Consider the following 24,517-nt stretch of genomic DNA (forward strand, 5'->3'; position numbering starts at 1 on the left):
AAATGCCGTCATGACCCGCTTCAGGCGGGTCATCCACGTCTTTACGGCATCGCCTTCAAGAAAGACGTGGATGGCCCGGACAAGCCGGGCCATGACGTATACGTTTGGTATTGCCCGAAAGAGACTTCGGAGACACAAATGCGTATCGGAATCCTCACCGGCGGCGGCGACGTGCCGGGTCTCAATTCCTGCATCAAGGCGGTGACGCGGCGCGCCAATGAACTCGGCTGGGAGGTGATCGGCTTTCGCCGCGGCTGGGCGGGACCGATGAGCTACAATCCCGACGATCCGGAAGGCAGCGAGCAGCACCTGATGCGGCTCGACGGCGAAGCCGTGCGGACCATCGACCGCATGGGCGGCACCGTGCTGCATACGACGCGGACCGACCCGCAATGGATGGTGGAGGAGAAGCTGCCGGATTTCCTGAAAGGGAAATTCAAGCTCTCGGACAAGGGGACGGTGGATACGACGCCGCACATCCTGCGCGTGTTCGAGCATCTCGGCATCGACGTGATGGTGACGATCGGCGGCGACGGCACGCTGACCTATGCCGCACAGCTTCACCGCGAAGGCATGAAGGTGGTGTCGATCCCCAAGACGATGGACAACGACGTTTTCGGGACGGATTACTGCATCGGTTTTTCGACGGCGGTCTCGCGCTCGGTCGAATATATCAACGCGCTGCGCACCTCGACGGGAAGCCACGAGCGGATTGCCGTGGTGGAACTCTTCGGCCGTCATTCGGGCGAGACGGCGCTGCTGGCGAGCTACCTCGCCGATGCCGACCGTGCGATCATCGCCGAGGTGCCGTTCGACCCGGCGCGGCTGGCCGAACTCCTCGCCGCCGACCGTATGGAAAACCCGGCGCGCTACGCCATGGTGGTCGTGTCGGAAGGCGCGAAGGTGGAAGGCGGCAAGGAAATGACCTACGGCCAGGCCGACGAATATGGACGCAAGCGGCTCGGCGGCATCGGCCATCTCCTCGGCGAGGAACTGACGAAGGCGACGGGCATCGACACGATCACGCAGTCGCTCGCCTATCTGATGCGCGCGGGCGCTCCCGACGCGCTCGACCAGATGGTCGCGAAAGGTTTCGGCACGCTCGCCGTGCAGGAGATCGCCGAAGGACGCACAGGCTTCATGACGGCACTGCGCGACGGCAATTACGCGACCGTACCGGCGGATGTCTGCGCGAGCGGCCGCAAGCGCGTCGATGTCGACGCCTTCTACGACGCGCAAGCCTACCGCCCGCGCATCGCCCGCGTGCTGGGCACGCCGATGTATTTGTATTGAGGGGTGGCTGTCTCTGGCCCAGCCAAATGCGTCATGGCCCGCTTCATGCGGGCCATCCACGTCTTGCCACGGATACCAGAAAGACGTGGATGACCCGGACAAGCCGGGTCATGACGAATTAGAGAAACGGAATGGAAACTTCCCCTACCGCTTCAACTGCATGGTCTGGCGGCCTTGTTCGTCGTCGCTGCCGATGATCTTGAAGCCGAAGCGGTGATAGAGCGAGTGCGCGTCGTTGGTGGACAGCATGATGCGCGTGACGGAGGCGAGCGCGGGATCGTTCACCATCGTCTCCACGAGCCACTTGCCAAGCGAGTTGCCGCGATGAACGGGCAGAATGTAGACGTCGCTCATCCAGGCAAAGCGCGTGATATCCGTCACCATGCGCCCGAAGCCGGCCTGCTCGCCATCCGGCGAGTAGAGCCCATAGGCGCGGGAATTCAGGATGCTCGTCCAGAGCGCCTCGGGCGAGACGTCGCGCGCCCAGTATGTCGCGCCGAGCATCTTGAGAATGGAATCCTTGTCCAGACGGGACTTGTCGGTGGTTATTTCGAAGCCGTGGCGGCTCCAGGAGGAGATTTCGGTATCACTCATACGCTCACTCGTTAACTTTCTTCTTGTTGTTGGTGCCCCCCGGGGCCTCTTTACTATTTGGCCCCCGCGCGTTGGGCATAGATCCAGGCTTCCTCCGCAAGCGGACGGACGTTCGCCGCCATCTGCTTCGCATGTTCACTGGATGCCGTACCGTCTCTCACCCGCCCCGCGATTCCCTGCAGGATACCGGCAAGACGGAAGAAATTATACGAAAAATAAAAATCGAGGTTTTCGATGCCGGAACGGTTCGTCCGTTCACAGTACATGGCGATGTACTCATCAAGGGTGGGGATGCCGAGCGACTTGAGGTCGGCCGTCTTGATCGAGCCGGTGCCGCCGCCGGTGCCCTGACCGGGCATCACCCACTGCATGAGACTGTAGGTGAAGTCGCCGAGCGGATGTCCGAGCGTCGACAGCTCCCAGTCGAGCACGGCGATGACTTTCGGCTCGGTGGGATGGAGCACTGTGTTGTCGAGGCGGTAGTCGCCATGGACGATCGAGGTGGAGTCGTCCTGCGGCACGTTCTCCGGCAGCCATTCCATGAGACGGTTCATCTCCGGAATGGTTTCGGTTTCGGAAGCGACATATTGCTTCGACCAGCGCGAAATCTGGCGCGCGAAATAGTTTCCGGGCTTGCCGAAATCGCCGAGGCCGATCTTCTCGTAATCGACCGTGTGGAGGCGGGCCATCGTCTCGTTGAGCGATGCGTAGATTTTCCAGCGCGTCTCCTTGTCCTGGGCGGGCATCAGCGGCTCCCAGAGCACACGGCCTTCCACCATGTCCATGATGTAGAACATGGTGCCGATGACGCTGTCGTCCTCACACAGACAATAAGTGCGCGGCACGGGAAAGCCGGTCGTGCCGAGCGCGGTGATGACCTTGTATTCACGGTCGACCGCATGGGCGGAGGGAAGGAGCTTCCCCGGCGGCTTGCGGCGGAGCACATATTTCCGCTTCGGCGTGACGAGCTGATAGGTGGGGTTCGACTGTCCGCCCTTGAACTGGCGGACGGTGAGCGGACCTTCGAAGCCTTCGACATGAGCGGCCATGTAGTCTTCGAGGCGCTTCTCGTCGAACTTGTGGCTGCCGGCCACGTCCTTCGTGCCGGAGAACTGCTCCTGGCGGCTTGCTTCCGTTTCGCTCATCTTCGTTTCACTCCCCGTATTGTTTATTCCGTAGTCTTTTGTTCCGCGCTTCGGCGATGTTCCCGCATCAACCAATTCCGTCATGGCCCGGCCCTCCTTTGGAATTTCTTGGCGGGCCATCCACGTCTTTCTTCAACGCAATGCAGCAAAGACGTGGATGACCCGCATAAAGCGGGTCATGACGACTGAGGGAAAGGTCTGAGAAAAGCCTTGCCCTCATTCCCTCACGCGCTCTGCTTTTCGCGCTCGATGGCGCGGTAGCCGATGTCGCGGCGGCAGAAGCCTTCCGGCCAGTCGATCTTCGTGATGGCCTCATAGGCGCGCGCCTGCGCCTCGGCCGTCGTTGCGCCCGTGGCGGTGACGTTCAGCACGCGCCCGCCCGTCGCAAAGATGTGGCCGCCCTCGGCCTTCGTGCCGGCATGGAAAATCTGTACATGGTCGAGTGCGGCCGCGCCGGAGAGACCCTTGATTTCGGTGTTCTTGCGATAGTCGCCCGGATAACCGGCAGCGGCCATGACGACGGTGAGCGCGACCTCGTCCGTCCAGCGTATGTCGGCCTTGTCGAGCGTGCCGTCATGGCAGGCCATGAGCATCGGCACGACATCGGACGCGAGACGCATCATCAGCACCTGGGTTTCGGGATCGCCGAAGCGCGCATTGTATTCGATGAGCTGCGGCCCCGACTTCGCGATCATCAGGCCCGCATAAAGGACGCCCTTGTAGGGCGTGCCCTTGTCGCGCATGGCGCGGACGGTGGGCTCGACGATTTCCTTCATCACGCGCGCGGAGAGTTCGGGCGTCATGACGGGCGCGGGCGAATAGGCGCCCATGCCGCCCGTGTTCGGGCCTTCGTCATTGTCGAAGACGCGCTTGTGATCCTGCGCGGTGACGAGCGCGCGCACATGCGTGCCGTCGCAAAGGGCAAAGAAGCTCGCCTCCTCGCCTTCGAGGAATTCCTCGATCACGACTTCCGCGCCCGCATGACCGAAGCGGCCGCCGAGAATGCTGTCGATGGCGGTCTCGGCCTCGGCAAGCGTCATTGCGATGATGACGCCCTTGCCGGCGGCAAGCCCATCCGCCTTGACGACGATGGGAACGCCCTTCGCGGCGATGAAGGCCTTGGCGGCGGCGGAATCCGAGAAGCGGCCATAGGCGGCGGTCGGGATGCCATATTCGGCGCAGAGGTCTTTCGTGAAGCCCTTGGAGCCTTCGAGCCGGGCGGCTTTTGCGGTCGGCCCGAAGCTTGCGATGCCTTCCGCGTCCAGCCGGTCGACAAGGCCCTTCACCAGCGGATCCTCAGGCCCGACCACGACAAAGCCGATGTCCTTTTCGCGGACAAAGCCGACGATCGCGTCGAAATCATGCGCGGAGAGGGGGACGCATTCGGCGACCTGCGCGATGCCGCCATTGCCGGGCGCGCAATAGAGAGTGCCGCATTCCGGGCTTCTGGCGATGGCCCAGCACAGAGCGTGTTCCCGGCCGCCGGAGCCGATGACGAGGATATTCATTCGGGTTGCCGTTTCTTTCCCATCGAAGGGTTGGGGCGCGAAGGGGTCCCTTGTAACATGGGGTCCCGCTCCGGCAAACCGGCGCGCAGACCCGCCCGCCAGACCGCGAAAGATCCTTATGACCCCTCCGGAAAGCGCCGCCAACAACGCTCACGAATTTTCCGTCAGCGAGATTTCCTTCGCGCTGAAGCGGACGGTGGAGGAGACGTTCGGCCATGTCCGCGTGCGCGGCGAGATCACCGGCTATCGCGGGCCCCATTCCTCCGGCCATTGCTATTTCGGGTTGAAGGACGACAAGGCGCGGATCGACGCCGTGGTCTGGCGCGGCGCCTTCCAGAAGCTCCGCTTCAAGCCCGAAGAGGGCATGGAGGTGATCGCGACGGGAAAGCTCACGACCTATCCCGGAAGCTCCAAATACCAGATCGTGATCGAACATCTGGAGCCGGCGGGCGTGGGCGCGCTGATGGCGCTGCTGGAAGAGCGGCGCAAGAAGCTCATGGCCGAGGGGCTTTTCGCGACGGAGCGGAAGAGGCCGCTGCCCTTTCTGCCGGAGACGATCGGCGTGGTGACGAGCCCGACCGGCGCCGTGATTCGCGACATTCTCCACCGCCTGCAGGACCGCTTTCCGCGCCGCGTGATCGTCTGGCCGGTGCGCGTGCAGGGCGAGACGAGCGCCGCCGAAGTCGCCGCCGCCATTGAGGGCTTCAACGCGATGGAGACGGGCGGCGCGCTGCCCAGGCCGGACGTGCTGATCGTCGCGCGGGGCGGCGGCTCGATCGAGGACCTGTGGCCGTTCAATGAGGAGATCGTGGTGCGCGCCGCGGCGGCAAGCGAGATCCCGCTCATCTCGGCGGTGGGCCACGAGACGGATACGACGCTGATCGACTTCGCCGCCGACCGCCGCGCGCCGACGCCGACGGCGGCCGCCGAAATGGCCGTGCCGGTGCGAAGCGACCTCATCGCCGATGTGAGCGACAAGGGAACGCGGCTCATGCGCGGCCAGGCGCGGCTCGTCGAGGACTGCCGCACGCGGCTCACAGGGCTTTCGCGCGGCCTGCCGAAGCTTGCCGATCTCGTCGCGCTGCCGCGCCAGCGTTTCGACAATGCGGCCGACAAGCTTGGCCGCGCGCTCATCCGCGCAACGGAGGTGAAGGGCGCCGCCTTCCACCGCATCGAGGGCAGGCTCTCCGGCCGGCCGATCCGGCAGAAGATCGCGGCCGAGCGCAAGTCGCTGCCGCAGCTTCTGGAAAGGCTGTCGCGGGCGGAAGCGCGCCATCTCGGCGACCTCGCGCGCCGGCTCGACGGCGCGGGAAAGCTGCTGGAAAGCTACTCCTATCATGGCGTGCTGAAGCGCGGTTACGCCGTGGTGCGCGATGCGGAGGGCAGGCCGGTCCGCATGGCGGCGGGGCAGAACGCGGGCGATGCGCTCGATATCGAATTCGCCGACGGACACCTCGGCGCCGTGGTGGCACCCGGCGGCGCACCGAAGCCGCAGCCGCAGAAGAAGGCGGCGGCGGGAAAAGGTAACGGCAAGCAGGGGACTCTTCTTTGATCGGAAGCGCGCGACGGGCTAGAGTGCGCCAAAAGAGGTTATGCGTATGAACAGGATCGACAGGCCCGGCAGCGGCGAAGCGGAACTCGTCTATGGCGACGGGGAATTCCATATCGTGCGGCCGGGCAGCTATGTGACATGCGCGGTGACGGGCGTGCGTATTCCGCTCGACGAACTGCGCTACTGGAATGTCGACCTGCAGGAGCCTTATGCGACGCCGGAAGCCTCGCTGAAGCGCATGCGCGAAAAGGGGATTGCCGGCTGATGCGCATCCGCAAGCGCCTCCTCGGGCTTCTCGCAAGCTTCCTTTTTCTTTCCGTTCCGGCATTCGCAGACACGCTCGAACTCTCCGGCAACATGGTGCAGGGCGGGCTCGCGGTCGGCCGCACCGTGCCGGGCGCACAGGTCTCGCTCGATGGCATGATGCTCGATGTGGACGCGGACGGCGTTTTCGCCATCGGCTTCGACCGCGACCAGAAGCCCGCCGCGACGCTGCGTGTCGTCTATCCGGACGGCGGCACGGAGACGCGCTCGCTCGCCGTCGCGCAGCGCGAATGGCAGATCCAGCGCGTCGAGGGCGTGCCGCAGAAATATGTCTCGCCGCCGCCCGAGGCCATGGAGGCGATCGCGCGGGCCACGAAGCTGAAAGACGAAGCGCGCAAGACTCGCGCCGGGGGAAGCTGGTTCGCGCAAGACTTCATCTGGCCGGCGACGGGGCCGATCTCCGGCGTCTTCGGTTCGCAGCGCTATTACAATGGCGAGCCGCGCCGCCCGCATTACGGCGTCGATGTCGCGGCGCCCACGGGCACGCCGATCCGCGCGCCCGCAGGCGGCGTGGTGACGCTGGCTGACACCGACATGTATTTCGAAGGCGGGCTCGTCTTTCTCGATCACGGCCAGGGTGTGACGACGCTCACCATGCATATGAGCCGCGTCGATGTGAAGACGGGCGACCGCGTCGAGCAGGGCGACATCATTGGCGCGGTCGGCGGCACGGGCCGCGCGACGGGGCCGCATCTCCATTGGGGCATCTATTGGCGCGGCGCCTGGCTCGACCCGCAACTGCTCGTCGGACCGATGCCGAAGGAGACGGCCGCCACCGGCGGAAACTAGCGCCTCCGCGGTCGCGTCTGCCTCTGCTTCGTCCAGCGATTGTGGAGCCAGAGCCATTCATGCGGGCGTTCGCGGATGCGCGCCTCGAGAAAATCGTTGAGCTCCTGGGTGATGCGCATGACGTCCTCGAAGGCGTCGGCACCGGGCCGCGCCGTGATCGGATCGTAAACGGTGACGCGGAAATGCGCGCCCTTCACACGCTCGACGCAGGCGGAAAATATCGGCGCATTGTAGCGCACGGCAAGTCCCGCCGGTGCGCCGGTCGTCATGGCGCGGTGACCGAAGAGCTTAGCTTCGATGCCGTCATTCATCTTCTGGTCGACGAGCATGGCGACGAACTTGTCTTCGCGGAGCAGCTTCACGAGCGTGCGCGCGCCGGGGCCGCCTTTCGGCACCTGCACCGCCTGCGTAACGCGCTCGCGCAGGCCGATCATCCATTTATTGACGTATGGATTGTTCGCATGCCGGTAGACTTCGCCGCCTTCCAGGTTCTCGAACTGCATAGCGACGGGAAGGATTTCCCAGTTCGCGAAGTGGCCCGAGATGACGATGCCGCCATTGTCCGACGCGGCCAGCGCGCGCAGCGTTTCCGCATGCACGACGTCGATGCGGTGGCGTTCCTCCGGCCTCGCGAAGACCTCGAGATGCGCATACTCCGCAATGGTGCGGCCGAGATTGTCCCACATGTCGACGACGATGCGCTCGCGTTCCTCCGCCGAGAGCTCCGGCATCGCAAGGGCGATATTGTTGCGCGCCCTGTTGGTGAAGGACAGACGTGGACCGATTCTCCGCCCGAGCCAGCCGCCGACGTCGGAGGCGCGGTCGACATTCATCGAGCCGAAGAAGGCAACGGTCACCTTCAGCGCCGAATATTCGAGGAGATGCAGGAACTTCCCTTTGCGGGCCATACCCTTGAGTCGGTTCTCGTCGTTGTAACAGTGTCAGGCTTATAGCAGCTTCAGCGCCGCCTGGCGCGTGCCACGGCGTCGGAGATTTGGGCCATGAGTCCGTCGATATCGCCGACGAGCGCACGGACGGGCAGGACCGCCGCAGCCGCTGCCAGCCGCGCGCGGGCACTTGCGGCGGGCGCATGCGTGAAGCGGGCCGCGTCCTTCTCCGTCGTGACGAGACGGGCGCCAAGTTCGCGGGCGCGGACGAGGAGGCGCAGCGCGTCGCTCTCGCGGAAGACGTGATGGTCGGGAAACGAAACGGTATCGGCGAGTTCGACACTCATCTCCCGCAGCGTCGTGAAGAATTTTTCCGGCCGTCCGATGCCCGCAAAGGCGAGATAGGGTCCTTCTCCGAAATCGGACGGCGCGGAGGGGCGCACGATCGCCTTGAAGACGGGCGTACCGCGCGCTCGTGCCCGCGCGGCGATACCGTCGCCTGCATGGCCTCTCCCCGTGAGGACGAGCGCATTGGCGCGCGAGAGCGCATCCGCCATGTTTTCCCGAAGCGGGCCGGCGGGAATGAGGCGTCCATTGCCGAGCCCGGTCGCGGCATCGACAACGAGAATCGAGAAGTCCTTGGCGAGAGACGGGTTCTGGAAGCCGTCATCCATGAGGATGAGACCGGCGCCGCCGCGCACTGCCGCCGCCGCCCCTTCGGGCCTGTTCGCGGCAACCCAGGTCGGTGCCGCCGCCGCGAGAAGAAGCGGTTCGTCGCCTACATCTTCGGCGCCGTGATGCGCGGGATCGACGCGGATCGGCCCGACCTCGCGGCCGCCATAGCCGCGCGTCAGAAAGTGGACCTTCTCGCCGCGCGCGATGAGCCGCTCCGCAAGGGTGAGGGCGAGCGGCGTCTTGCCGGTACCCCCCGCCGTGATGTTGCCGATGCAGATGACCGGAACGGCGGCGCGTTCGGGCTTCGTGTTCGCGCGGCGCACGCGGCCCGCGAGGCCGTAAAGAAATCCGGCGGGCGAAAGAAGCCGCGCGGCGAGAGGCGTCGAGCCGCGGCGGGCGGGATACCAGAAAGAAGGCTCACGCATGACCGGCCATCCCTTCGCCGCCCGCGGGCAGGAGAGCGGCGAGCGCGGCGAGCGTGCGATCCGTCGCGCCGCTATCCTCGCTGGCGAACCGCATTGCCGCTGCGCCCATGCGCTTGCGCTCCGTTTCGTCGCCAAGGAGACGGCGGACCGCGCCGGCAAGATCGGCGACGTCCGCGACGCGACGCATGGCGCCCGCGCCTTCGAAACCGGCAAAGGCTTCGGCGAAATTGAAATCGGAGGGTCCGGCAAGAAGCGCGCAGCCGAAGCGCGCCGCCTCGAAGGGATTGTGGCCGCCCGTTTCATCGAAAGTGCCGCCGACGAAAACGATGCCCGACAGGGAGTAGAAGAGGCCGACTTCGCCGAGCGTGTCGGCCAGATAGATCTGGGTGGCGGGAGAGATCGCCTCGCCTGCCGAGCGGCGTGCGACGGCAAGTCCCATGGCGGCGAGCTCCGCCGCGATGGCGGAACCGCGCGTGGGGTGGCGCGGCACGATGATGGTAAGGAGGCCGGGATGCTCGCCCGCGAGTGCGGCATGAACCTCGCCCGCCGCGCGCTCCTCGCCTTCATGCGTGTTGGTCGCGACCCAGACGGGACGTTCGCCGATCGCCGCTTTGAGGCGCGCGACTTCCGCCTCGTCGCGCGAAAGCATCGGCGCATCGTGTTTCAGATTGCCGGGCTCGAGGACCTGTTCCGCGCCGAGTTCGCGCAACCGCGCGGCGGAGGCGCGGTCCTGCGCCATGATGAGGCTGAAGCGCGACAGGAGGCCGGCGATGAAGGCGGGCGCGTGCCGCCAGTTATGCGCGGAGCGTGCGGTGATGCGCGCATTGACGAGGGCGAGCGGAATGCCGCGCCGGTGCGCCGCCATGATGAGGTTCGGCCAGAATTCGGACTCGATCCACACAGCAAGGTCGGGCCGCCAGTAATCGAGAAAGCGCGCGCAATAATCGGGATGATCGAGCGGCACATATTGATGGAAGGCCCCGGCGGGCAGCCGCTCGGCCATGAGCGTTGCAGAGGTGACGGTGCCGGTGGTGACGAGGATGTGAAGCCCCGGCGTGGCGGCGAGAAGGCGGCCGGCAAGCGGCAGGATGGAGAGGGATTCGCCGACGCTGGCGCCATGCAGCCAGACGAGCGGGCCGTCGGCGCGCGCGCGCGAGGGAATGCCGAAGCGTTCGGAAAGACGCGCCGGGTCTTCCTTGCCGCGCGCCTCGCGACGGCGGAGAAGAAGCGGCACGAGCGGCGCGACGGCGCGCGTCATCGTCCGGTAGAGGAAGAGGCCAGGGGAGGGCGCCTTTGCCGTCATGTCTGAAAACGGCCGCTCAATGCGCCACCGCTCCCTCGTCGCGGCTGCGGGGCGCGCGGCCGACGATTTCCTCGGCTTCGCGCGCGACGGCATTGAGCCCGTCCTCGACGCGAAGGCGCGCGGCTTCAAGCTCCTCGGGCGTCGCGTCGCGCGCCACGTAGATCGGTTCCCCCCAGACGAGCGCGCCGCGCGAGAAGGGGAGGTTGATCGTGAAGCGATCCCAGTTGTTGAGCTGGATGCGCGCGCTGGTGGTTGCGGCGACGGGAACGATGGGATGGCCGGAAAGCCTTGCCAGCATGACGATCCCTTCGCCGGCGCGGCGCGCGGGGCCGGGCGGGAGATCGGCGGTGAGGCCGATCGAAATATTCTCGCCGAGCGCGCGCACCATGGCGCGCAGCGCGCCGGCGCCGCCCTTGCCCTTCTGCTTATGGGCACGCTCCTCGCCCTTCGGCACGCCCGCGCCGCGAATGGTGCCGACGCCGAGGAAGTGCATGACGCCGGCGACGATCTCGCCATCGCCGTGCTTCGACACGAGAATGCGCATCTCGCGCCAGTTGTGCCAGAAGGTCGGCAGGATCATGTTCTGGCCATGCCAGGTGGCGGCGACGAAAGGCTTGTCTTCCGCCCAGAAGCGCGCGGCGATGTCGCCGCGGCGAATTTCAAAGCGGCCCGTGCGCCGCACGAGCTTGATGAAAAACGCTATCGCCCAGGCAGCCAGCGTCGTCAGGGCTTCGCTTCTTCCGGTCTTCCCGCCAGCCATGAGTGCCTACTCTCCCGCGACCGCTGCCTGGGATGCGCCTTCCGGCGCTGCATCCGGCTCTTCGATGAACTGTGAACGCGACAGCTCCGCATAGAGGCCGCCATGTGCCACGAGCTCCGCGTGACTGCCGCGCTCGACCACCCGGCCCTCGTCGATCACGCAGATCGTGTTGGCATGCTTGATGGTCGAAAGACGATGCGCGATGACGAGCGTCGTGCGGCCCTCCATGAGGCGCGACAGCGCGTTCTGCACCTGAATTTCGGAAGCGGTGTCGAGCGAGGAGGTCGCCTCGTCGAGCAGCAGGATGGCGGCATTCTTCAGCATGGCGCGCGCGATGGCGATGCGCTGGCGCTGCCCGCCGGAAAGCTTGAACCCGGCCTCTCCGACCAGCGTGTCGTAGCCTTTGGGCAGCGCCGCGATGAACTCATGCGCGGCCGCGTTGCGGGCGGCCTCCTCGATTTCGGCATCGGTGGCGCCGGGCGAGCCATAGGCGATGTTGGCGCGGATCGTGTCGTCGAAGAGAAAGGGGTCCTGCGTGACGAGCGAGCTTGCGGCGCGCAGCGAACTCAGCGTGACATCGCGCACATCCTGCCCGTCGATGAGAACGCGGCCGGAAGTCGGATCGTAAAAACGCGGCACGAGGTTGAGGATCGTGCTCTTGCCGGCGCCGGAAGGACCGACGAGCGCGACCGTGTGGCCCTTGGGGACCTCGATGTCGACGCCGTTGAGCGCGGGCGTACCGTCGCCATAATGGAAGTGGACATTCTCGAAGCGGATCGCGCCATCCTTGACGTGGAGCGGTTTCGCGTCTTCGGGCGCCTTAATGCTCGGCTCAATGTCGAGAATGGGAAAGATGCGCGCGGCCGCCGCCACGCCTTCATGCATCAGCGTCTGTGTGTTGGCGAGCTTCTTGAGCGGTTCATAGGCGAGCAGCATGGCAGAGAGAAAGCCGCCGAGGTCGCCGATCGAGAGGAAGCCCGTCTGCACGCTGCGGCCGCCGAAATAGATGACCGCGGCGACGCCGAAGCCGGAGAGCATGCCGGTGATGGGGCTCGCCATGCTGCGCGCCTTGATGGCTTTCATCGCATTATAGCGCACGCGGTCGATGGTGCGCGAGGCGCGCGCGCTCTCGGTCGTCTCCTGGTCATAGGCCTTGACGACGCGGATGCCCTTGAGCGCCTCGGAGATGACGGCCGTCAGGTCGCCCGAGCCTTCCATGTTGAGCTTCGCCGCCTTGCGCGTGCGCCGTCCGAGTTGCCGGACGACGAGGCCGACGACGGGAATGACCGCCGCGCCCATCAGGGCGAGCTTCCAGTTGAGCCAGAACATGGCGCCGACGAGCGCGAAGACGGTGAGGAGGTTCTGCCCGAAGTCGATCACCGAGGTCGTGATGGTGTCGCGCACGCGGTTCGCGTCGTAGAGAAAACCGGAAATGAAGCGGCCTGAATGGGTGTTCGAAACCCAGGCAAGATCGGCATGCATGATCTGCGTGAACATGCGCTTCTGGACCGCAGCGACGATGTGCTGACCGATCTTCGCCATGTTGATCCGCGAGATATAGGTCGCGATGGCTTGCACCGAGGTGGCGGCGATGGCGCCGGCCGAGACGAGGAGCAGCATCCAGGCGTCCGTGCCGACGATGTTGTCGAGGGCGAATTTGATGAGCACGGGGACGGCGCCGGTCGCGCCCGCGACCACGAAGCTGGCGAGAAGCGCGATGACGGCCGTCCGCCAGTGCGGCTTCAGGTATTCCCGCGCCATGCGGGACAGGACGCCTCCCATGCCGATCTCGGCCACTGGCAGCGGCGGCACGGAATCGGGGCGGGGCGTCGCCCCCGCTCCGGTTTGACGGGGTCTGGCGTCGGTCGTCTTGCTCGGCATTCTGGCCTGTCTCTGTGGGGCGCGCTCGGGCGGCGCCGCCCGGTTCGGCGGGCCCAGTTCAGCGGGCCCCAGTTCAGCGGGATTGCGCGGACAATATCACGGGTGAGGCCCTCCCGCCATAAAGCGGCGAAATGGTAAACGCTTCATCCTGTTGGCGTTTTCGGGCCGTCAGCGGTTCAGCACAACGATCCCCATGTTGAGATAGGTGGCAAAGAGCGCCCAGGCCAGATAGGGCAGGAGGAGAAGGGCGGCCAAGCGGCTGTAGCGCGCGAAAACCGCCACCGTGCCGAGCACGGCCAGATCGAGGAAAACGATCTCGACGGCGGCGAGCAGCGGGTTCCGGAGGCCGAAAAAGAGGATGCTCCAGGCAAGGTTGAGCGAGAGCTGGGCGCCGAAGATCGCGAGCGGCAATCCTGACCGGTCGAAGCTGCCGGTCGTCCGCCAGATAAGCCAGGCCGAAATCGCCATCAGGAAATAGAGGAAATTCCAGACGACGGGAAAGACCCAGGGCGCCGGCGTGAGCGGCGGCTTGATGAGGGTCTGGTACCAGTCGCCGACACTCGTTGCCGTGACGGCGCCGCCTGCCGCCGCGACGAGAAAGACGAAACCCAGAAAGGCGAAGAGATAGAGAAGAGAAACGAGGGCGCTTGGGCTGCCCGACGACTTGCTCCCGCTGGTATCCTCAGTGCTCATGCTGTCCATCTTGTTCTTCTTGTTCAGGGTCCATGAGCCGGTGCAAATGGACGATGAAGTATCGCATATGGGCGTTGTCGACGGTGCGCTGCGCCGCCCCCTTCCATGCTTTGTGAGCCTCGGCATAGTTGGGGAAGATGCCGACGATGTCGAGCCTCGACACGTCCTTGAACTCCTGCTCGTCGAGATGCGTGAGTTCGCCCCCGAACACGAGATGAAGAAGCTGCTTTGTCATGAGATTCTCCCGGCGGACACGCACTACACTGCAACAAAGCCTAACACGGGCCAGGCTCCCCGGCGACGCTAGCGGCGCGGCGGGAGCTTGATCCGGCCGACCTTCTCGAACAGCGCGTCGTAGAGCGCGGGGCCCGCGGCGAGAAGGCTCGGATGACGGGTGGAATCGCGGTTGTAGAAGAAGGGCGTGCCGTCATGCACGGTCATGCGCCCGCCCGCCTCATGCAGGATGAGGTCGGCGGCGGCGAGGTCCCAGTCGCTCTTGCCGTTGAGGGCGAGCGTCGCGTCCGCCTCGCCGCTGGCAACGAGGGCGATCCGGTAGGCGACGGAATTGCGGTCGGATATGTCCATGTCGGGCCATGGCTCCGGCCAGGACGGATGCTTGAACATGGGCGCGAAGGCGATCATCCGGCAGCCCTCGATCCGGTCGCAATCGCTGACATGGATCGGGCGGCCGTTGAGCCGCGCGCCCTTGCCCGCCTCGGCCTCGAAGAATTCATCCATCGCGGGATTGAACAGAACGGCGAGCACGGGGCGCCCATTTTCGACAAGCGCCACCGAAATCACGAAATGCGGCCGGCCCTTGGCGAAGGCGCGGGTGCCGTCGATCGGATCGACGACCCAGACGAGCGGCTGAGTGAGCCGCGAGCTGTCGTCCTCCGTCTCCTCGGAGAGCCAGCCGTAATCCGGCCTCGCCACCGCAAGCCGGGCATGCAGCAGTTCGTTCACTTCGATGTCGGCTTCGGTGACGGGCGTATTGTCATGCGCCTTCGACCATTGCTTGTGGTCGGTCTGATAGAAGCGCATGGCGATGGCTCCCGCCTCGCGCACAGCTTCCTTCATCAGTGCGAAATCGGTGGCCCGTGCCTCAGCTTCCGGCAACGGTCATGCCCTCGACGCGGATGGTGGGTGCATTCGTGCCATAGCGGAATTCGAGATTGGCGGCGGGCGTCATGTTGAGGAACATGTCTCGGAGATTGCCCGCGACGGTGATCTCGCTCACTGGATAGGCGATCTCGCCATTCTCGATCCAGAAGCCCGAAGCGCCACGGCTGTAGTCGCCGGTGACGCCGTTGATGCCCATGCCGATCAGCTCGGTGACGTAGAGGCCCTGTTTGACGCCGGCGATGAGTTCCTTCACGGAGAGGCAGCCCGCCTCCATGTAGAGATTGGTCGTCGAGGGCGAAGGCGGCCCGCCCGTGCCGCGCGCGGCGTGGCCCGTGGTTTCGAGACCGAGCTGGCGCGCCGTCGCCGTGTCGAGAAGCCAGGTCGTCAGCACACCGTCTTCGATGAGTTGTGTGCGGCGGTTCTTCACGCCTTCGCCGTCGAACGGCTTGGACCGCAGGCCCCGTTTCATGTGCGGGTCGTCGACGATGGAGATGCCCTTCGCGAAGACCGGCTTGCCCATCTCTTTTTTCAGGAAGCTCGTGCCGCGCGCGATGGCGCTTCCGGAGATCGCGCTCGCGAAATGGCCGACAAGGCCGCCTGAGACGCGCGGATCGTAGACGATGGGAACGGATTGCGACTTCACCTTGCGTGGGTTGAGGCGGCGCACCGCCTTCTCGCCCGCCCGGCGACCGACATCCTTCGCGTTTTCGAGATCCGCCGCATGGCGCTTGGACGAAAATTCGTAGTCGCGCTCCATCGTCGTGCCTTCGCCCGCGAGAACGGAGCAGGAGAAGGAGGACGAGGTGCCCGCATAGGCGCCGGCGAAACCGCCGCTCGTGACAAGCGCAACGCCGGAGCGCCCGAAGCTCGCGCCCGCGCCGCTCGAATTGGTGACGCCCGGAACGGCAAGCGCCGCTTCTTCCGCTTCCGCCGCAACGGCGGCAAGCGCCTCGGCGGAAGGCTGCGGGGTCATGTCCTCGATGTCGAGGTCCGGCCAGTCGCGCGCGAGAAAACCGGAATCGGCGAGACCGCACCAGGGATCGTCCGGCGCGACGCGGGCCATGGCGACAGCGCGCTCGATCATGGGACCGAGCGCTGCCTCCGAAAGATCGGTGGAGGAGACGCTTGCCTGCTTCTTGCCGATGAAGACGCGAAGGCCGATGTCGCGGCCTTCCGAACGCTCCACATCCTCGAGTTTGCCGAGACGCCAGGAAACGCCGAGCGAGGTTCCTTCAAGGACGACTGCCTCGGCCGCCTCCGCCCCCGCCTTCCGCGCGCGCTCGACCAGCATGGCCGCAATGTCGAGGACGGTTTCGGCGGGCGTGCTCATGAGGCGGTTCCGGCTAAGGGTGTGTTGTCAGACCAGCGCATACCACAGGCAGCCGATACCGGCGACCAGCAGCGCGATCCAGGTGAGCAATGTGCCGACAAGGCGCGGCGGCGTCGACTCGCCGGTGCGCGATACGCCGATCGCATGCAGGACGCGGCCGATGGTGAGCGCGAGGCCGACAATGTGGAGCACATAGATCGAGGCGCCGAGCAGATGAAGGGACAGGAGGCCGATGAGCGCGATGGGCGTGTATTCGGCGTTCACGATATGGGCGCGGCTGGCGTTGTGGAGCGTTTCGTCGCTGCCCGTGCCGGTCATGACCTTGGATCGCACGCGGTTCGCGGAGACGCGATAGGCAAGGAAGAGATTGATGAGAATATTGAGACCGGCATAAACGCCGAGAATGGGGAGCGAGGCGGAATAAAAGCCCATTGGTTCCTCCGGTTCAAAATGCCGCGGTTCTTGCAGGTCTCAGCCGCGCTTGTCTCGCACGCCCGGGCATGATTCGTTTGTGGTCGGGGCAAGCTAGCACGGGATTTCACACATGGCATCCGAGCCGGTCATCGAGGTCCATATCGGCGATATCGTGAAGATCGAGGTGGACGCCATCGTGAACGCCGCGAATGAGAAGCTCGCACCGGGCGGCGGCGTCTGCGGAGCGATTTTCCGCGCCGCGGGAGGGGGCCTCGTGGGCGAATGCGAGGCTTTGGGCGGGTGTCCGACCGGGGAGGCTAGGATCACCGGCGGCTACAACCTGCCCGCCAGATGGATCGTGCATGCGGTGGGGCCGGTCTGGCATGGCGGCGGCGAGGGGGAGGCGGAATTGCTGTCCGGCTGCTACCGCAATGCGCTCGCCATCGCCGCGGAACGCGGAATGGACTCGATTGCCTTTCCCGCGATCTCGACTGGCATATTCGGCTATCCGCCTGACGAGGCGGCAAAGGTCGCTGTCGCAGTCTGCCGCGAACACATGAAGACGCATGAATTTCCGAGGCGGATTCTTCTTGTCGCCTTCGACGCGAAACAGGCCGAACCCTTGAAGGCGGCGCTCACGGCAAGTTGAATTCGTGCTGGAACGCGCATCCGCTTTCAGGTTGTGAGGGGAGGGATCGCGAGGCATGCTTGCGCGAGCTTGAGGAGGCCGGACCCGATGCAATGGCGTAATTCAGAGAGGCGTTTCGGGCTCGTCGCTCTTTCGTTGCACTGGCTGATCGCGGCGTTCTTTCTCGTCATGCTCGCAATCGGCGTGACGATGACGCGGCTGCCGCTCACGGATCCCTGGACGTTTCCCCTTTATCAGCTTCACAAGTCGATCGGCGCGACGATCTTCCTGCTTGTCTGCGCGCGCGTTGCATGGCGCGCAGCGAATGCACCGCCGCCGCTTCCTGCCGCTCTCAAGCCTTATGAACGCGCACTGGCGCTGGCGACGCATTGGGGGCTTTATGCGGCGCTCTTGCTGATGCCGCTGACGGGCTGGATGATCGTGTCCGCCTCGCCGCTCGGCATTCCGACAGTGCTGTATGGGCTCGTGCCGCTGCCGCATATCGGCTTCGTCGCGGATCATCCGCAGAAAGCGGCGATAGAAACGGCGGCCTCGTGGACGCATTGGACGATTGCGATTGTGGCATCGGGTTTCGTCGCGCTCCATATTGCCGCCGCGCTCTGGCATCACTTTGTGCGGCGCGACGACGTGCTGACGCGCATGCTGCCGTCGCGCGATCTCTTCAGGGAAAGGAACGGGACGTGATCCGCTTTGCCATCTTCTTCCTCGCGCTGATCGCGGGCGCGGCGCCAGCCTTTGCCGTGACGAACTGGATCGCGGAACAGACACCCGAAACCATCACCTGGGAAGGAACCGAAGGAAATGGCAACAGGTTCAGCGGGCGCTGCACGGCTTTCATTGCCGATATCGCCTTTGACGCAGAGGCGCTCGACGCATCTTCCGTGACTGTCGCCATCGACATGATGTCGTGCCTGACGGGCGAGAAGCAGAAGGACGAATACCTGCCCGCCGAGGGCTGGTTCAACGTTGCGGATTATCCAAAAGCGGTCTTCGAGGCGAAGACATTTCGCCACGATGGCGGCAACCGCTATCTCGCCGAGGGAACGCTGACGTTGCGCGGGGAAACCAACCCCATAACGCTGCCCTTCACGCTCGATATCGACGGCGGCAAGGCGCATGTGACGGGGGAGACGGAGTTGAACCGGCTCGATTTCGGCGTCGGCGCGGGGCAACTCGCGTCGCCCGACGTGGCGGCGCCGGAAGTGACGGTGCGGATCGACCTCACGGCGACGAAATCGTGAGGGGCGTCATGACGGTCAGGCGCATGGCGGGTGTTCTGGCGCTGGCGGCGTCCCTTGCCGCCTGCACGGCCTTGAACGTGGCGACGCATCGCGTGAGCGGCGATCCGGTCGATGCGCCGGCGGGCACCTATCGTGCTGACCCCCGGCATACGAGCGTTCTCTTCGACGTCGATCATTTGGGCTTCTCGCGCTTCGTCGCGCGCTTCAACGAGGTCGAGGCGGTGCTCGATGCCGTGCCCTCGGTACCAGAAAAGAGCCGCCTCGACGTGACGATCAAGGCAGCGAGCATCGATACCAACGTGCCCGAACTCGACGCGATGCTGACGGCGCCGGACATGTTCGATGCGGCGGCGCATCCCGATATTACCTTCGTTTCGAAGAACATTGTCCGCACAGGCGAGGGGGCAGGCGAGGTGACGGGCGACCTCACCATTGCGGGCCGCGCGCATCCGGTAACGCTTGCCGTGACTTTCAACGGCGCGGCGCCGGACCCGCTGACGGGCGAAGACAAGCTCGGTTTTTCCGCCGAAGGCTCGCTCGACCGCTCGGACTGGGGCCTCGGGAAATGGTGGCCTGCCGTCGGCGTTCAAGTGCGTTTCCGCATCGAGGCGGAGTTCGCAAAGCCGAGGAGCTAATCCTCCGAGGAGGGACGACGGCTCCTGAGCTTCTTCACCGAGCCGCGCTTCACTTTCTCCTCGACGCGCTTCACTTTCGCCGCACGGCTCGGCTTCGTCGGCACACGGAATTTCGGCTGATGCGCGGCGGCGGCGATCATCTCGACAAGGCGGTCGACGGCGTCGCGCCGGTTCGCTTCCTGCGTGCGGAAGCGGTTTGCCGTGATGACGATGACGCCGTCCTTGGTGAGCTTCGCGCCCGCGATCCGCTCAAGCCTTTCGCGCACGCGTTCGGGCAGCGAGGGCGAATGCCGCGCGTCGAAACGGAGCTGCGCGGCGCTCGACACCTTGTTGACGTTCTGCCCGCCTGGCCCGCCAGCCCGGATGAAACTGATGGAGATTTCATCGTCCTCGATGGCGAGCCTGTCTGTGACGGGGATCATGGGACTACTTCCAGATCGGCTTGCCCGTGCCCGGCAACCCGAGCTTCGACCATTTCTTCGTGACGGCTTCGATCACATCCTGGTCCATGCGGATATGGCGGCCCCATTCGCGCTTCGTTTCGGGTGGCCATTTGTTCGTGGCGTCGAGGCCGATCTTGCCGCCGAGCCCGCTTTCCGGCGAGGCGAAGTCGAGATAGTCGATCGGCGTGTTCTCGATCAGCGTGACGTCGCGCACCGGGTCCATGCGCGTCGAGATCGCCCACATCACGTCCTTCCAGTCGCGCGCGTCGATGTCGTCGTCCACGACGATGAGCCATTTCGTGTACATGAACTGGCGCAGATAGGACCACGCGCCCATCATCACGCGCTTGGCGTGGCCGGGATAGGCCTTCTTCATCGAGATGACGGCGATGCGGTAGGAGCAGCCTTCGGGCGGCAGCCAGAAATCCACGATCTCCGGGAATTGCTGCTGGAGGAGCGGAATGAAGACCTCGTTCAGCGCCTCGCCGAGCACGGAAGGTTCGTCCGGCGGGCGGCCGGTGAAGGTCGAGAGATAGATCGGGTCGCGCCGCATGGTGATTGCGGAGACGGTGAAGACCGGGAACTTCTCGACCGAGTTGTAATAGCCCGTGTGGTCGCCATAGGGGCCTTCGTCCTCGTACTCGTCGAGCGAGACATGGCCCTCGATGACGATTTCGGCCTGCGCAGGAACCTTCAGCGGCACCGTCTTGCAGTCGACGAGCTCGACCTTCTGGCCGCGCAGCAGCCCCGCGAACTGATATTCGCTGAGCGTGTCCGGCACGGGCGTGACCGCGGCGAGGATCGTGCCGGGATCGGCGCCGATGACGCAGGCGGCGGGAAGCGGCTCGCGCTTCTCGCTCTTCCAGCGCGCATGATGCTGCGCGCCGCCGCGATGCGCAAGCCAGCGCATGATCGTCTTGTTTTTGCCCAACACCTGCATGCGGTAGATGCCGAGATTGAAGTCGTCTTCCTTGACGCCCTTCGGCCCCTTGGTGACGACGAGCGGCCAGGTGATGAGCGGCGCGGGCTCGCCCGGCCAGCAGGTCTGGATGGGGAGTTGGGTGAGGTCGATGTCGCTCCCCTTCAGCACCACTTCCTGGCAGGGGGCGGAGGAAACGGTTTTCGGCTTCATCGCCATGACGGTGCGCAGGAGCGGCAGCATGGAGACGGCCTCGCGGAAGCCCCCCGGCGGTTCGGGCTGGCGCAGGAAGGCAAGCGCCTCGCCGACTTCGCGCAAATCCTTCGCCCGCGTTCGCTCGATGGGGCCGCCGCCCGCGAAATTCGCCGTTACGCCGCGCGCCACCCGCTCGACTGTGCCGAAGAGATTGACGAGGACGGGCATGGAGGAGGGCCGCCCATCGGCCATCTGCGCCGCCTCGAAGAGAACGGCGGGTCCCTGTTCGGCGAGGAGGCGCGTCTGGATTTCGGTCATCTCCAGAACGGTCGAAACGGGTTCCTTCACCCGGGCGAGGTCGCCGGTCTCGTCGAGCTTGCCGAGAAATTCGCGGAGGGAGGCATAGGACATTGGCGCAGCCGGCTTTCTATCGTCGCGGGGCGGTGAGAATGCCGCAAAGGCGGGCATTTGCCAAAGCGGGAGGAGGGGGCGGGCAGGAGCCGGTTTATGTGCCGATTTGGTGGGGCCCGTTAACAGGGCGCCAACCCTTGCGAGCCTAGAGTTCCGCTTGTGCGGGTTATGTGAAGGAGCCTCGAGTGACATCCGGTGAAAGTGTGAAGCAGCGCAAGCGGCAGAAGCGAATCTGGCGTGGCGGCGAGCTTGACGCCGATCCCTTCCTGTTGCCGCAGCATGTTGCCGTCAAGGCAACGGGGCTCGTGGAGCGCGCCTTTGGCTTTATCCGCTTCGCCACGGTCTATACGGACGCCGTGACGGCCTATGACAGTTCGCCCCTGCTGGGCCGCTTCGAGTGGTCCGAGCCCATTTCGGCCTATGACGGTGTGGCACTGCGCGTTCTTCCCTGCGACCGGCAGGCAGCGAACTTCGTTGCCGTGGTGGAATTGTGCCACGCTGGCAACGCGGCCCGGAACCTCGTCGTCTATGCCGGCGAGGATGGCGTGGATGCCTCATCGCGCTGGCGTGCCTGGGGCCGGGCGCTGAAATTGCCGCTGCTGATCGAGGACCGGGAGGGGATGCTCCATCCGGCGGAACGCCGCCTCGGCGCCCTCCAGGTCTCGGACCCGCAGCCTCACGCGGGCGCGAACCCGCTTTCGGCCCGCCGCCCGCTCACCTTCGGCCAGTCGGGCCAGCCGCGCGTTTGGGCCGGCCGTCTCGTCGTCGGCGGCCGCCCGCTCGCCTACTGAGCTCAGCCGAACTTCGAGAAATCCGGTGCGCGCTTTTCGAAGAAGGCGCTGATCGCTTCCTTCACTTCGCCGGAACGGAGCTGGGCGCCGAATACGCGGGCTTCGGCTTCGCGCGCTTCGCCGACCCGAGGGCGATCATTGTCCTTCAGCAGCGCCTTGGTCGCGCGGACCGCATTGGGCGCCTTGGCGGCGAGCGCCTTGGCGCGGGCAAGCGCTTCGATGGGCAACTCGTTATCCGGGAAGACCTCGGCGATAAGGCCGATGGCTTCGGCCTTTTCCGCGCCGAGTTTCTTGCCGGTGAGGAAAAGGTCGGCTGCTTTCTGAATGCCGATCTGGCGCTGCAGCAGGAAGGTCGAGCCTGCTTCCGGCACAAGGCCGAGATTCACGAACGGCATCTGGAAGGTCGCACTCGTTCCCGCATAGACGAGATCGCAGTGGAGAAGCATGGTCACGCCCACGCCGACCGCGAGCCCGTTCACGGCCGCCACAATCGGCTTTTGCGCGTTGGCGAGGTTTTCCAGAAAGCGCGTCACATGCGGCTTCTCTGTCGGCTGCGCGTCCACCGGCGTCGTACCCGCCTTGGCGAAGTCGCCCAGATCGTTGCCCGCCGTGAAGGAGCCGCCGGAGCCCGTATAGAGCGTGACGCGGATCTTCGGATCGGCATCCGCGATCTCGATTGCGTCGGCCAGCACCTTGTACATCTCCGCCGTCAGGGCGTTTTTCTTGTCCGGGCGGTTCATGGTGACGATCTGGACACCGTCTTCGACGGTCACAAGCACATGGTCGGTCATGGAGCGATCCCTTCGGGAAGAGTGAAGCGGCTGTGGTTAGTTCTGTTTTGGAATTAGCATCAGCGCCCTGCCGAGGCAAAGCCAAACGGCGCAATCCGATGTGCGCGGAACGAGCCTTCGCTGGCGGATTTTGAACAGCTCACTCCGGCAGCAGCCGCCAGACGCTCGTGTTCCGGACGTCCGTGTCCTCAAGCTCGCGGGTGGTCTTCACGGCATAGGAAACGAGTTTCTCCATGCCGGATTTGGGCAGATAGGTGCGGCCCGGATCGCCGATCAACACCTCGACGCCCTCGCCGGCAAGGCGGCGGAGCCATGCCTCGATCCGCTCTGCCAGCGGGCGCTCGTAGCACATGTCGCCGACCAGGATCACTTCCCAGCCCCGGTTTTCCACTCCGGCAAGATCTTCCACCGTCGTGGCTATCTCAACGGCATTGACGGCGGCGTTCAGCTTGATTGCCTCGACGGCAAATTCGTCGATATCGGCAGACAAAACCCTGCTTGCGGCGGATTTCGCGGCAGCGATGCCGATCAGGCCCGACCCCGCGCCGAAATCCAGGACGCTTTTGCCGCTGACGATAACGGGGTTGTCCAGGATATAACGGGCCAGCGCCTGACCCCCGGCCCAGGCAAACGCCCAGAAGGGCGGGGGCAGACCGGACTTCTCAAGCTCTTCCTCGGTCATTTGCCATATAGGCACAATTTCCGTGGCGAGGTGGAGGCGGATTTCCGGAATGAGCGGGGCTTCATGGAGGGCCGTGTTGCCACGGATGAAATCGGCCGGGTGGCGGCGCTCGCTCATGCTCCTTTGCCGAGCGCGGCGAGCACCTCGCGCGCCCTCTCGCTATCCTTCGCGATCTGCGCCTTGAGGCTGTCGAGCCCGTCGAATTTCCGTTCGGGACGCAGATACTCGATGAAGGACACGGCGGCATGGGCGCCATAGAGGTCGCCCTCGAAATCGAAGATGTGGACCTCGAGGAGAACGTCCTGCTTGTCGAAGGTGGGGCGCCTGCCGACATTGGCAACGCCGTCATAGACGCCCTTGTGAGGCCCGTCCTCGAATTCGATTTTCACCGCATAGACGCCGAGCGCCGGCTCGACATGGTCCTCCAGCGGCAGGTTCGCCGTTGGAAATCCGATGGTCCGGCCGCGCTGGTCGCCTTGCTTGATGTGCGTTTCGACAGTCCACCAGTGGCCGAGGAGCTTCGCCGCGCCTCCCGGATCGCCCTTGGCCAGTAACTCGCGGATGCGCGTGGAAGAAAAAGTGACGCCATCTTCCTGGACTTCCTCGACGATGCTGACGCCGAAGCCTTCCACTTCGCCCATGTAGGACAGTGCCGCCGCATCGCCACTGCGGCCTTTGCCGAAGCGGTAATCGTAGCCCGCGACGACATGAACGGCATGAAGGCCATCGATCAGCACGTCGTGCACGAATTCCGGCGCCAGCCTTTGCGACATTTTTTCATCGAAGGGGAGCGCGGCAAGGATGTCGACGCCGAGGCGATCGAGAAGCCTTGCCTTGGCGCGGAAGGGCGTGAGCCGGAAGAAAGGGCGATCGGGAAAGAAGAACTGCTGCGGATGCGGCTCGAAGACGATGACGCCGAGGGGCACGCCCATCTCCGCCGCAATCGCCGCCGCCTTGCCGATCACCTGCTGGTGGCCGAGATGCACGCCGTCGAAATTGCCGAGCGCATAGACCGCTCCCCGGAGACCGGGCGCAATGTGTTCATGGTGACGGACGATCTGCATA

The 24,517-nt window shown here is 65.1% G+C and carries 27 protein-coding genes; 9 read left to right on the forward strand and 18 right to left on the reverse strand.

The features are described from left to right. Window positions 1–138: 138 nt before the first annotated feature. A complete protein-coding gene (locus tag ACKUUH_RS03620) occupies window positions 139–1,293 on the forward strand; it encodes a 6-phosphofructokinase (protein WP_407948494.1) in 1,155 nt (384 codons plus the stop codon). Window positions 1,294–1,437: 144 nt separating this feature from the next. Here ACKUUH_RS03620 and ACKUUH_RS03625 read toward each other — a convergent pair whose 3' ends face one another. The 3 genes from ACKUUH_RS03625 to purD form a co-directional block, all read right to left on the reverse strand. Beyond that, the gene (locus ACKUUH_RS03625) at window positions 1,438–1,887 is read right to left on the reverse strand and encodes a GNAT family N-acetyltransferase (protein WP_407948496.1); all 450 of its coding nucleotides are present in this window, start codon (window positions 1,885–1,887) and stop codon (window positions 1,438–1,440) included. Window positions 1,888–1,940: 53 nt separating this feature from the next. After that, on the reverse strand, window positions 1,941–3,032 hold the full coding sequence (locus tag ACKUUH_RS03630) for a phosphotransferase family protein (protein WP_407948497.1): 1,092 nt from the start codon (window positions 3,030–3,032) through the stop codon (window positions 1,941–1,943). A gap of 224 nt (window positions 3,033–3,256) precedes the next feature. Beyond that, window positions 3,257–4,540 carry a phosphoribosylamine--glycine ligase gene (purD, locus tag ACKUUH_RS03635; protein ID WP_407948498.1) on the reverse strand — a complete coding sequence of 428 codons (1,284 nt, stop codon included), beginning with the start codon at window positions 4,538–4,540 and terminating at the stop codon, window positions 3,257–3,259. Between the two features lie 118 nt (window positions 4,541–4,658). On the opposite strand from purD, the gene xseA reads away from it, so the two are divergent. From xseA to ACKUUH_RS03650, 3 genes are read left to right on the forward strand one after another with little or no spacing between them, the layout of a single operon-like run. After that, complete coding sequence (xseA, locus tag ACKUUH_RS03640; RefSeq protein WP_407948499.1) at window positions 4,659–6,092, forward strand: exodeoxyribonuclease VII large subunit; 1,434 nt, start codon at window positions 4,659–4,661, stop codon at window positions 6,090–6,092. 46 nt (window positions 6,093–6,138) lie between these two features. Further along, on the forward strand, window positions 6,139–6,357 hold the full coding sequence (locus ACKUUH_RS03645) for a DUF2093 domain-containing protein (protein ID WP_407948500.1): 219 nt from the start codon (window positions 6,139–6,141) through the stop codon (window positions 6,355–6,357). After that, complete coding sequence (locus tag ACKUUH_RS03650; protein ID WP_407948501.1) at window positions 6,357–7,205, forward strand: M23 family metallopeptidase; 849 nt, start codon at window positions 6,357–6,359, stop codon at window positions 7,203–7,205. The genes ACKUUH_RS03645 and ACKUUH_RS03650 overlap by 1 nt, the downstream gene beginning before the upstream one ends. On the opposite strand, the gene ACKUUH_RS03655 is transcribed toward ACKUUH_RS03650, so the two are convergent. The 10 genes from ACKUUH_RS03655 to ACKUUH_RS03700 all read right to left on the reverse strand — a co-directional run bounded on the left by ACKUUH_RS03655 (window position 7,202) and on the right by ACKUUH_RS03700 (window position 16,713). Then, entirely contained in the window at window positions 7,202–8,113 is a 912-nt protein-coding gene (locus ACKUUH_RS03655) for a lysophospholipid acyltransferase family protein (RefSeq protein ID WP_407948502.1), read from the reverse strand. The two genes, ACKUUH_RS03650 and ACKUUH_RS03655, sit on opposite strands and share 4 nt — an antisense overlap. 50 nt (window positions 8,114–8,163) lie before the next feature. Continuing rightward, a complete protein-coding gene (gene lpxK, locus ACKUUH_RS03660; RefSeq protein ID WP_407948503.1) occupies window positions 8,164–9,192 on the reverse strand; it encodes a tetraacyldisaccharide 4'-kinase in 1,029 nt (342 codons plus the stop codon). Beyond that, window positions 9,185–10,495, reverse strand: a complete 1,311-nt coding sequence (locus ACKUUH_RS03665; RefSeq protein WP_407948504.1) for a 3-deoxy-D-manno-octulosonic acid transferase — start codon at window positions 10,493–10,495, stop codon at window positions 9,185–9,187. Before ACKUUH_RS03665 ends, lpxK begins: the two co-directional genes overlap by 8 nt. Window positions 10,496–10,511: 16 nt before the next feature. After that, the gene (locus ACKUUH_RS03670; RefSeq protein WP_407948505.1) at window positions 10,512–11,255 is read right to left on the reverse strand and encodes a lysophospholipid acyltransferase family protein; all 744 of its coding nucleotides are present in this window, start codon (window positions 11,253–11,255) and stop codon (window positions 10,512–10,514) included. A 6-nt stretch (window positions 11,256–11,261) separates the two neighbouring features. Beyond that, window positions 11,262–13,136 carry an ABC transporter ATP-binding protein gene (locus tag ACKUUH_RS03675; protein ID WP_407948506.1) on the reverse strand — a complete coding sequence of 625 codons (1,875 nt, stop codon included), beginning with the start codon at window positions 13,134–13,136 and terminating at the stop codon, window positions 11,262–11,264. Between the two features lie 168 nt (window positions 13,137–13,304). After that, window positions 13,305–13,829 (reverse strand): TspO/MBR family protein, encoded by a 525-nt coding sequence (locus tag ACKUUH_RS03680; RefSeq protein WP_407948507.1) that lies wholly within the window; start codon window positions 13,827–13,829, stop codon window positions 13,305–13,307. Continuing rightward, the gene (locus ACKUUH_RS03685) at window positions 13,819–14,064 is read right to left on the reverse strand and encodes a DUF4170 domain-containing protein (RefSeq protein ID WP_407948508.1); all 246 of its coding nucleotides are present in this window, start codon (window positions 14,062–14,064) and stop codon (window positions 13,819–13,821) included. Before ACKUUH_RS03685 ends, ACKUUH_RS03680 begins: the two co-directional genes overlap by 11 nt. A gap of 68 nt (window positions 14,065–14,132) precedes the next feature. Then, window positions 14,133–14,945: a 3'(2'),5'-bisphosphate nucleotidase CysQ gene (locus tag ACKUUH_RS03690; RefSeq protein ID WP_407948509.1), complete on the reverse strand. Its 813-nt coding sequence runs from the start codon at window positions 14,943–14,945 to the stop codon at window positions 14,133–14,135. Next, a complete protein-coding gene (locus ACKUUH_RS03695; RefSeq protein ID WP_407948510.1) occupies window positions 14,932–16,281 on the reverse strand; it encodes a TldD/PmbA family protein in 1,350 nt (449 codons plus the stop codon). Before ACKUUH_RS03695 ends, ACKUUH_RS03690 begins: the two co-directional genes overlap by 14 nt. Window positions 16,282–16,308: 27 nt before the next feature. After that, window positions 16,309–16,713: an MAPEG family protein gene (locus ACKUUH_RS03700; protein WP_407948511.1), complete on the reverse strand. Its 405-nt coding sequence runs from the start codon at window positions 16,711–16,713 to the stop codon at window positions 16,309–16,311. A gap of 112 nt (window positions 16,714–16,825) precedes the next feature. On the opposite strand from ACKUUH_RS03700, the gene ACKUUH_RS03705 reads away from it, so the two are divergent. The 4 genes from ACKUUH_RS03705 (at window position 16,826) to ACKUUH_RS03720 (ending at window position 19,220) form a co-directional block, all read left to right on the forward strand. Beyond that, window positions 16,826–17,344: a macro domain-containing protein gene (locus ACKUUH_RS03705; protein ID WP_407948512.1), complete on the forward strand. Its 519-nt coding sequence runs from the start codon at window positions 16,826–16,828 to the stop codon at window positions 17,342–17,344. A gap of 87 nt (window positions 17,345–17,431) precedes the next feature. Next, on the forward strand, window positions 17,432–18,028 hold the full coding sequence (locus ACKUUH_RS03710; RefSeq protein ID WP_407948513.1) for a cytochrome b: 597 nt from the start codon (window positions 17,432–17,434) through the stop codon (window positions 18,026–18,028). Beyond that, complete coding sequence (locus tag ACKUUH_RS03715) at window positions 18,025–18,585, forward strand: YceI family protein (protein WP_407948514.1); 561 nt, start codon at window positions 18,025–18,027, stop codon at window positions 18,583–18,585. Before ACKUUH_RS03710 ends, ACKUUH_RS03715 begins: the two co-directional genes overlap by 4 nt. An 8-nt stretch (window positions 18,586–18,593) precedes the next feature. Continuing rightward, window positions 18,594–19,220 carry a YceI family protein gene (locus ACKUUH_RS03720; protein ID WP_407948515.1) on the forward strand — a complete coding sequence of 209 codons (627 nt, stop codon included), beginning with the start codon at window positions 18,594–18,596 and terminating at the stop codon, window positions 19,218–19,220. Here the strand turns inward: ACKUUH_RS03720 and arfB are convergent. Together arfB and ACKUUH_RS03730 are read right to left on the reverse strand one after the other, a co-directional pair. After that, window positions 19,217–19,642 carry an alternative ribosome rescue aminoacyl-tRNA hydrolase ArfB gene (gene arfB, locus ACKUUH_RS03725; RefSeq protein ID WP_407948516.1) on the reverse strand — a complete coding sequence of 142 codons (426 nt, stop codon included), beginning with the start codon at window positions 19,640–19,642 and terminating at the stop codon, window positions 19,217–19,219. The genes ACKUUH_RS03720 and arfB overlap by 4 nt on opposite strands. A 4-nt stretch (window positions 19,643–19,646) precedes the next feature. Further along, window positions 19,647–21,188: a UbiD family decarboxylase gene (locus tag ACKUUH_RS03730; protein ID WP_407948517.1), complete on the reverse strand. Its 1,542-nt coding sequence runs from the start codon at window positions 21,186–21,188 to the stop codon at window positions 19,647–19,649. Between the two features lie 185 nt (window positions 21,189–21,373). Between ACKUUH_RS03730 and ACKUUH_RS03735 the strand changes: the two genes are divergently transcribed. Beyond that, a complete protein-coding gene (locus ACKUUH_RS03735; RefSeq protein WP_407948518.1) occupies window positions 21,374–21,979 on the forward strand; it encodes a DUF6101 family protein in 606 nt (201 codons plus the stop codon). Window positions 21,980–21,981: 2 nt separating this feature from the next. On the opposite strand, the gene ACKUUH_RS03740 is transcribed toward ACKUUH_RS03735, so the two are convergent. The 3 genes from ACKUUH_RS03740 to ACKUUH_RS03750 form a co-directional block, all read right to left on the reverse strand. Next, the gene (locus ACKUUH_RS03740; protein WP_407948519.1) at window positions 21,982–22,770 is read right to left on the reverse strand and encodes an enoyl-CoA hydratase; all 789 of its coding nucleotides are present in this window, start codon (window positions 22,768–22,770) and stop codon (window positions 21,982–21,984) included. A gap of 139 nt (window positions 22,771–22,909) precedes the next feature. Then, window positions 22,910–23,569 carry a class I SAM-dependent methyltransferase gene (locus ACKUUH_RS03745; protein WP_407948520.1) on the reverse strand — a complete coding sequence of 220 codons (660 nt, stop codon included), beginning with the start codon at window positions 23,567–23,569 and terminating at the stop codon, window positions 22,910–22,912. Continuing rightward, window positions 23,566–24,516 (reverse strand): bifunctional riboflavin kinase/FAD synthetase, encoded by a 951-nt coding sequence (locus ACKUUH_RS03750; RefSeq protein ID WP_407948521.1) that lies wholly within the window; start codon window positions 24,514–24,516, stop codon window positions 23,566–23,568. Before ACKUUH_RS03750 ends, ACKUUH_RS03745 begins: the two co-directional genes overlap by 4 nt. Window position 24,517: the final 1 nt, after the last annotated feature.

The organism is Parvibaculum sp. (assembly GCF_045863935.1).
Lineage (GTDB): Bacteria > Pseudomonadota > Alphaproteobacteria > Parvibaculales > Parvibaculaceae > Parvibaculum.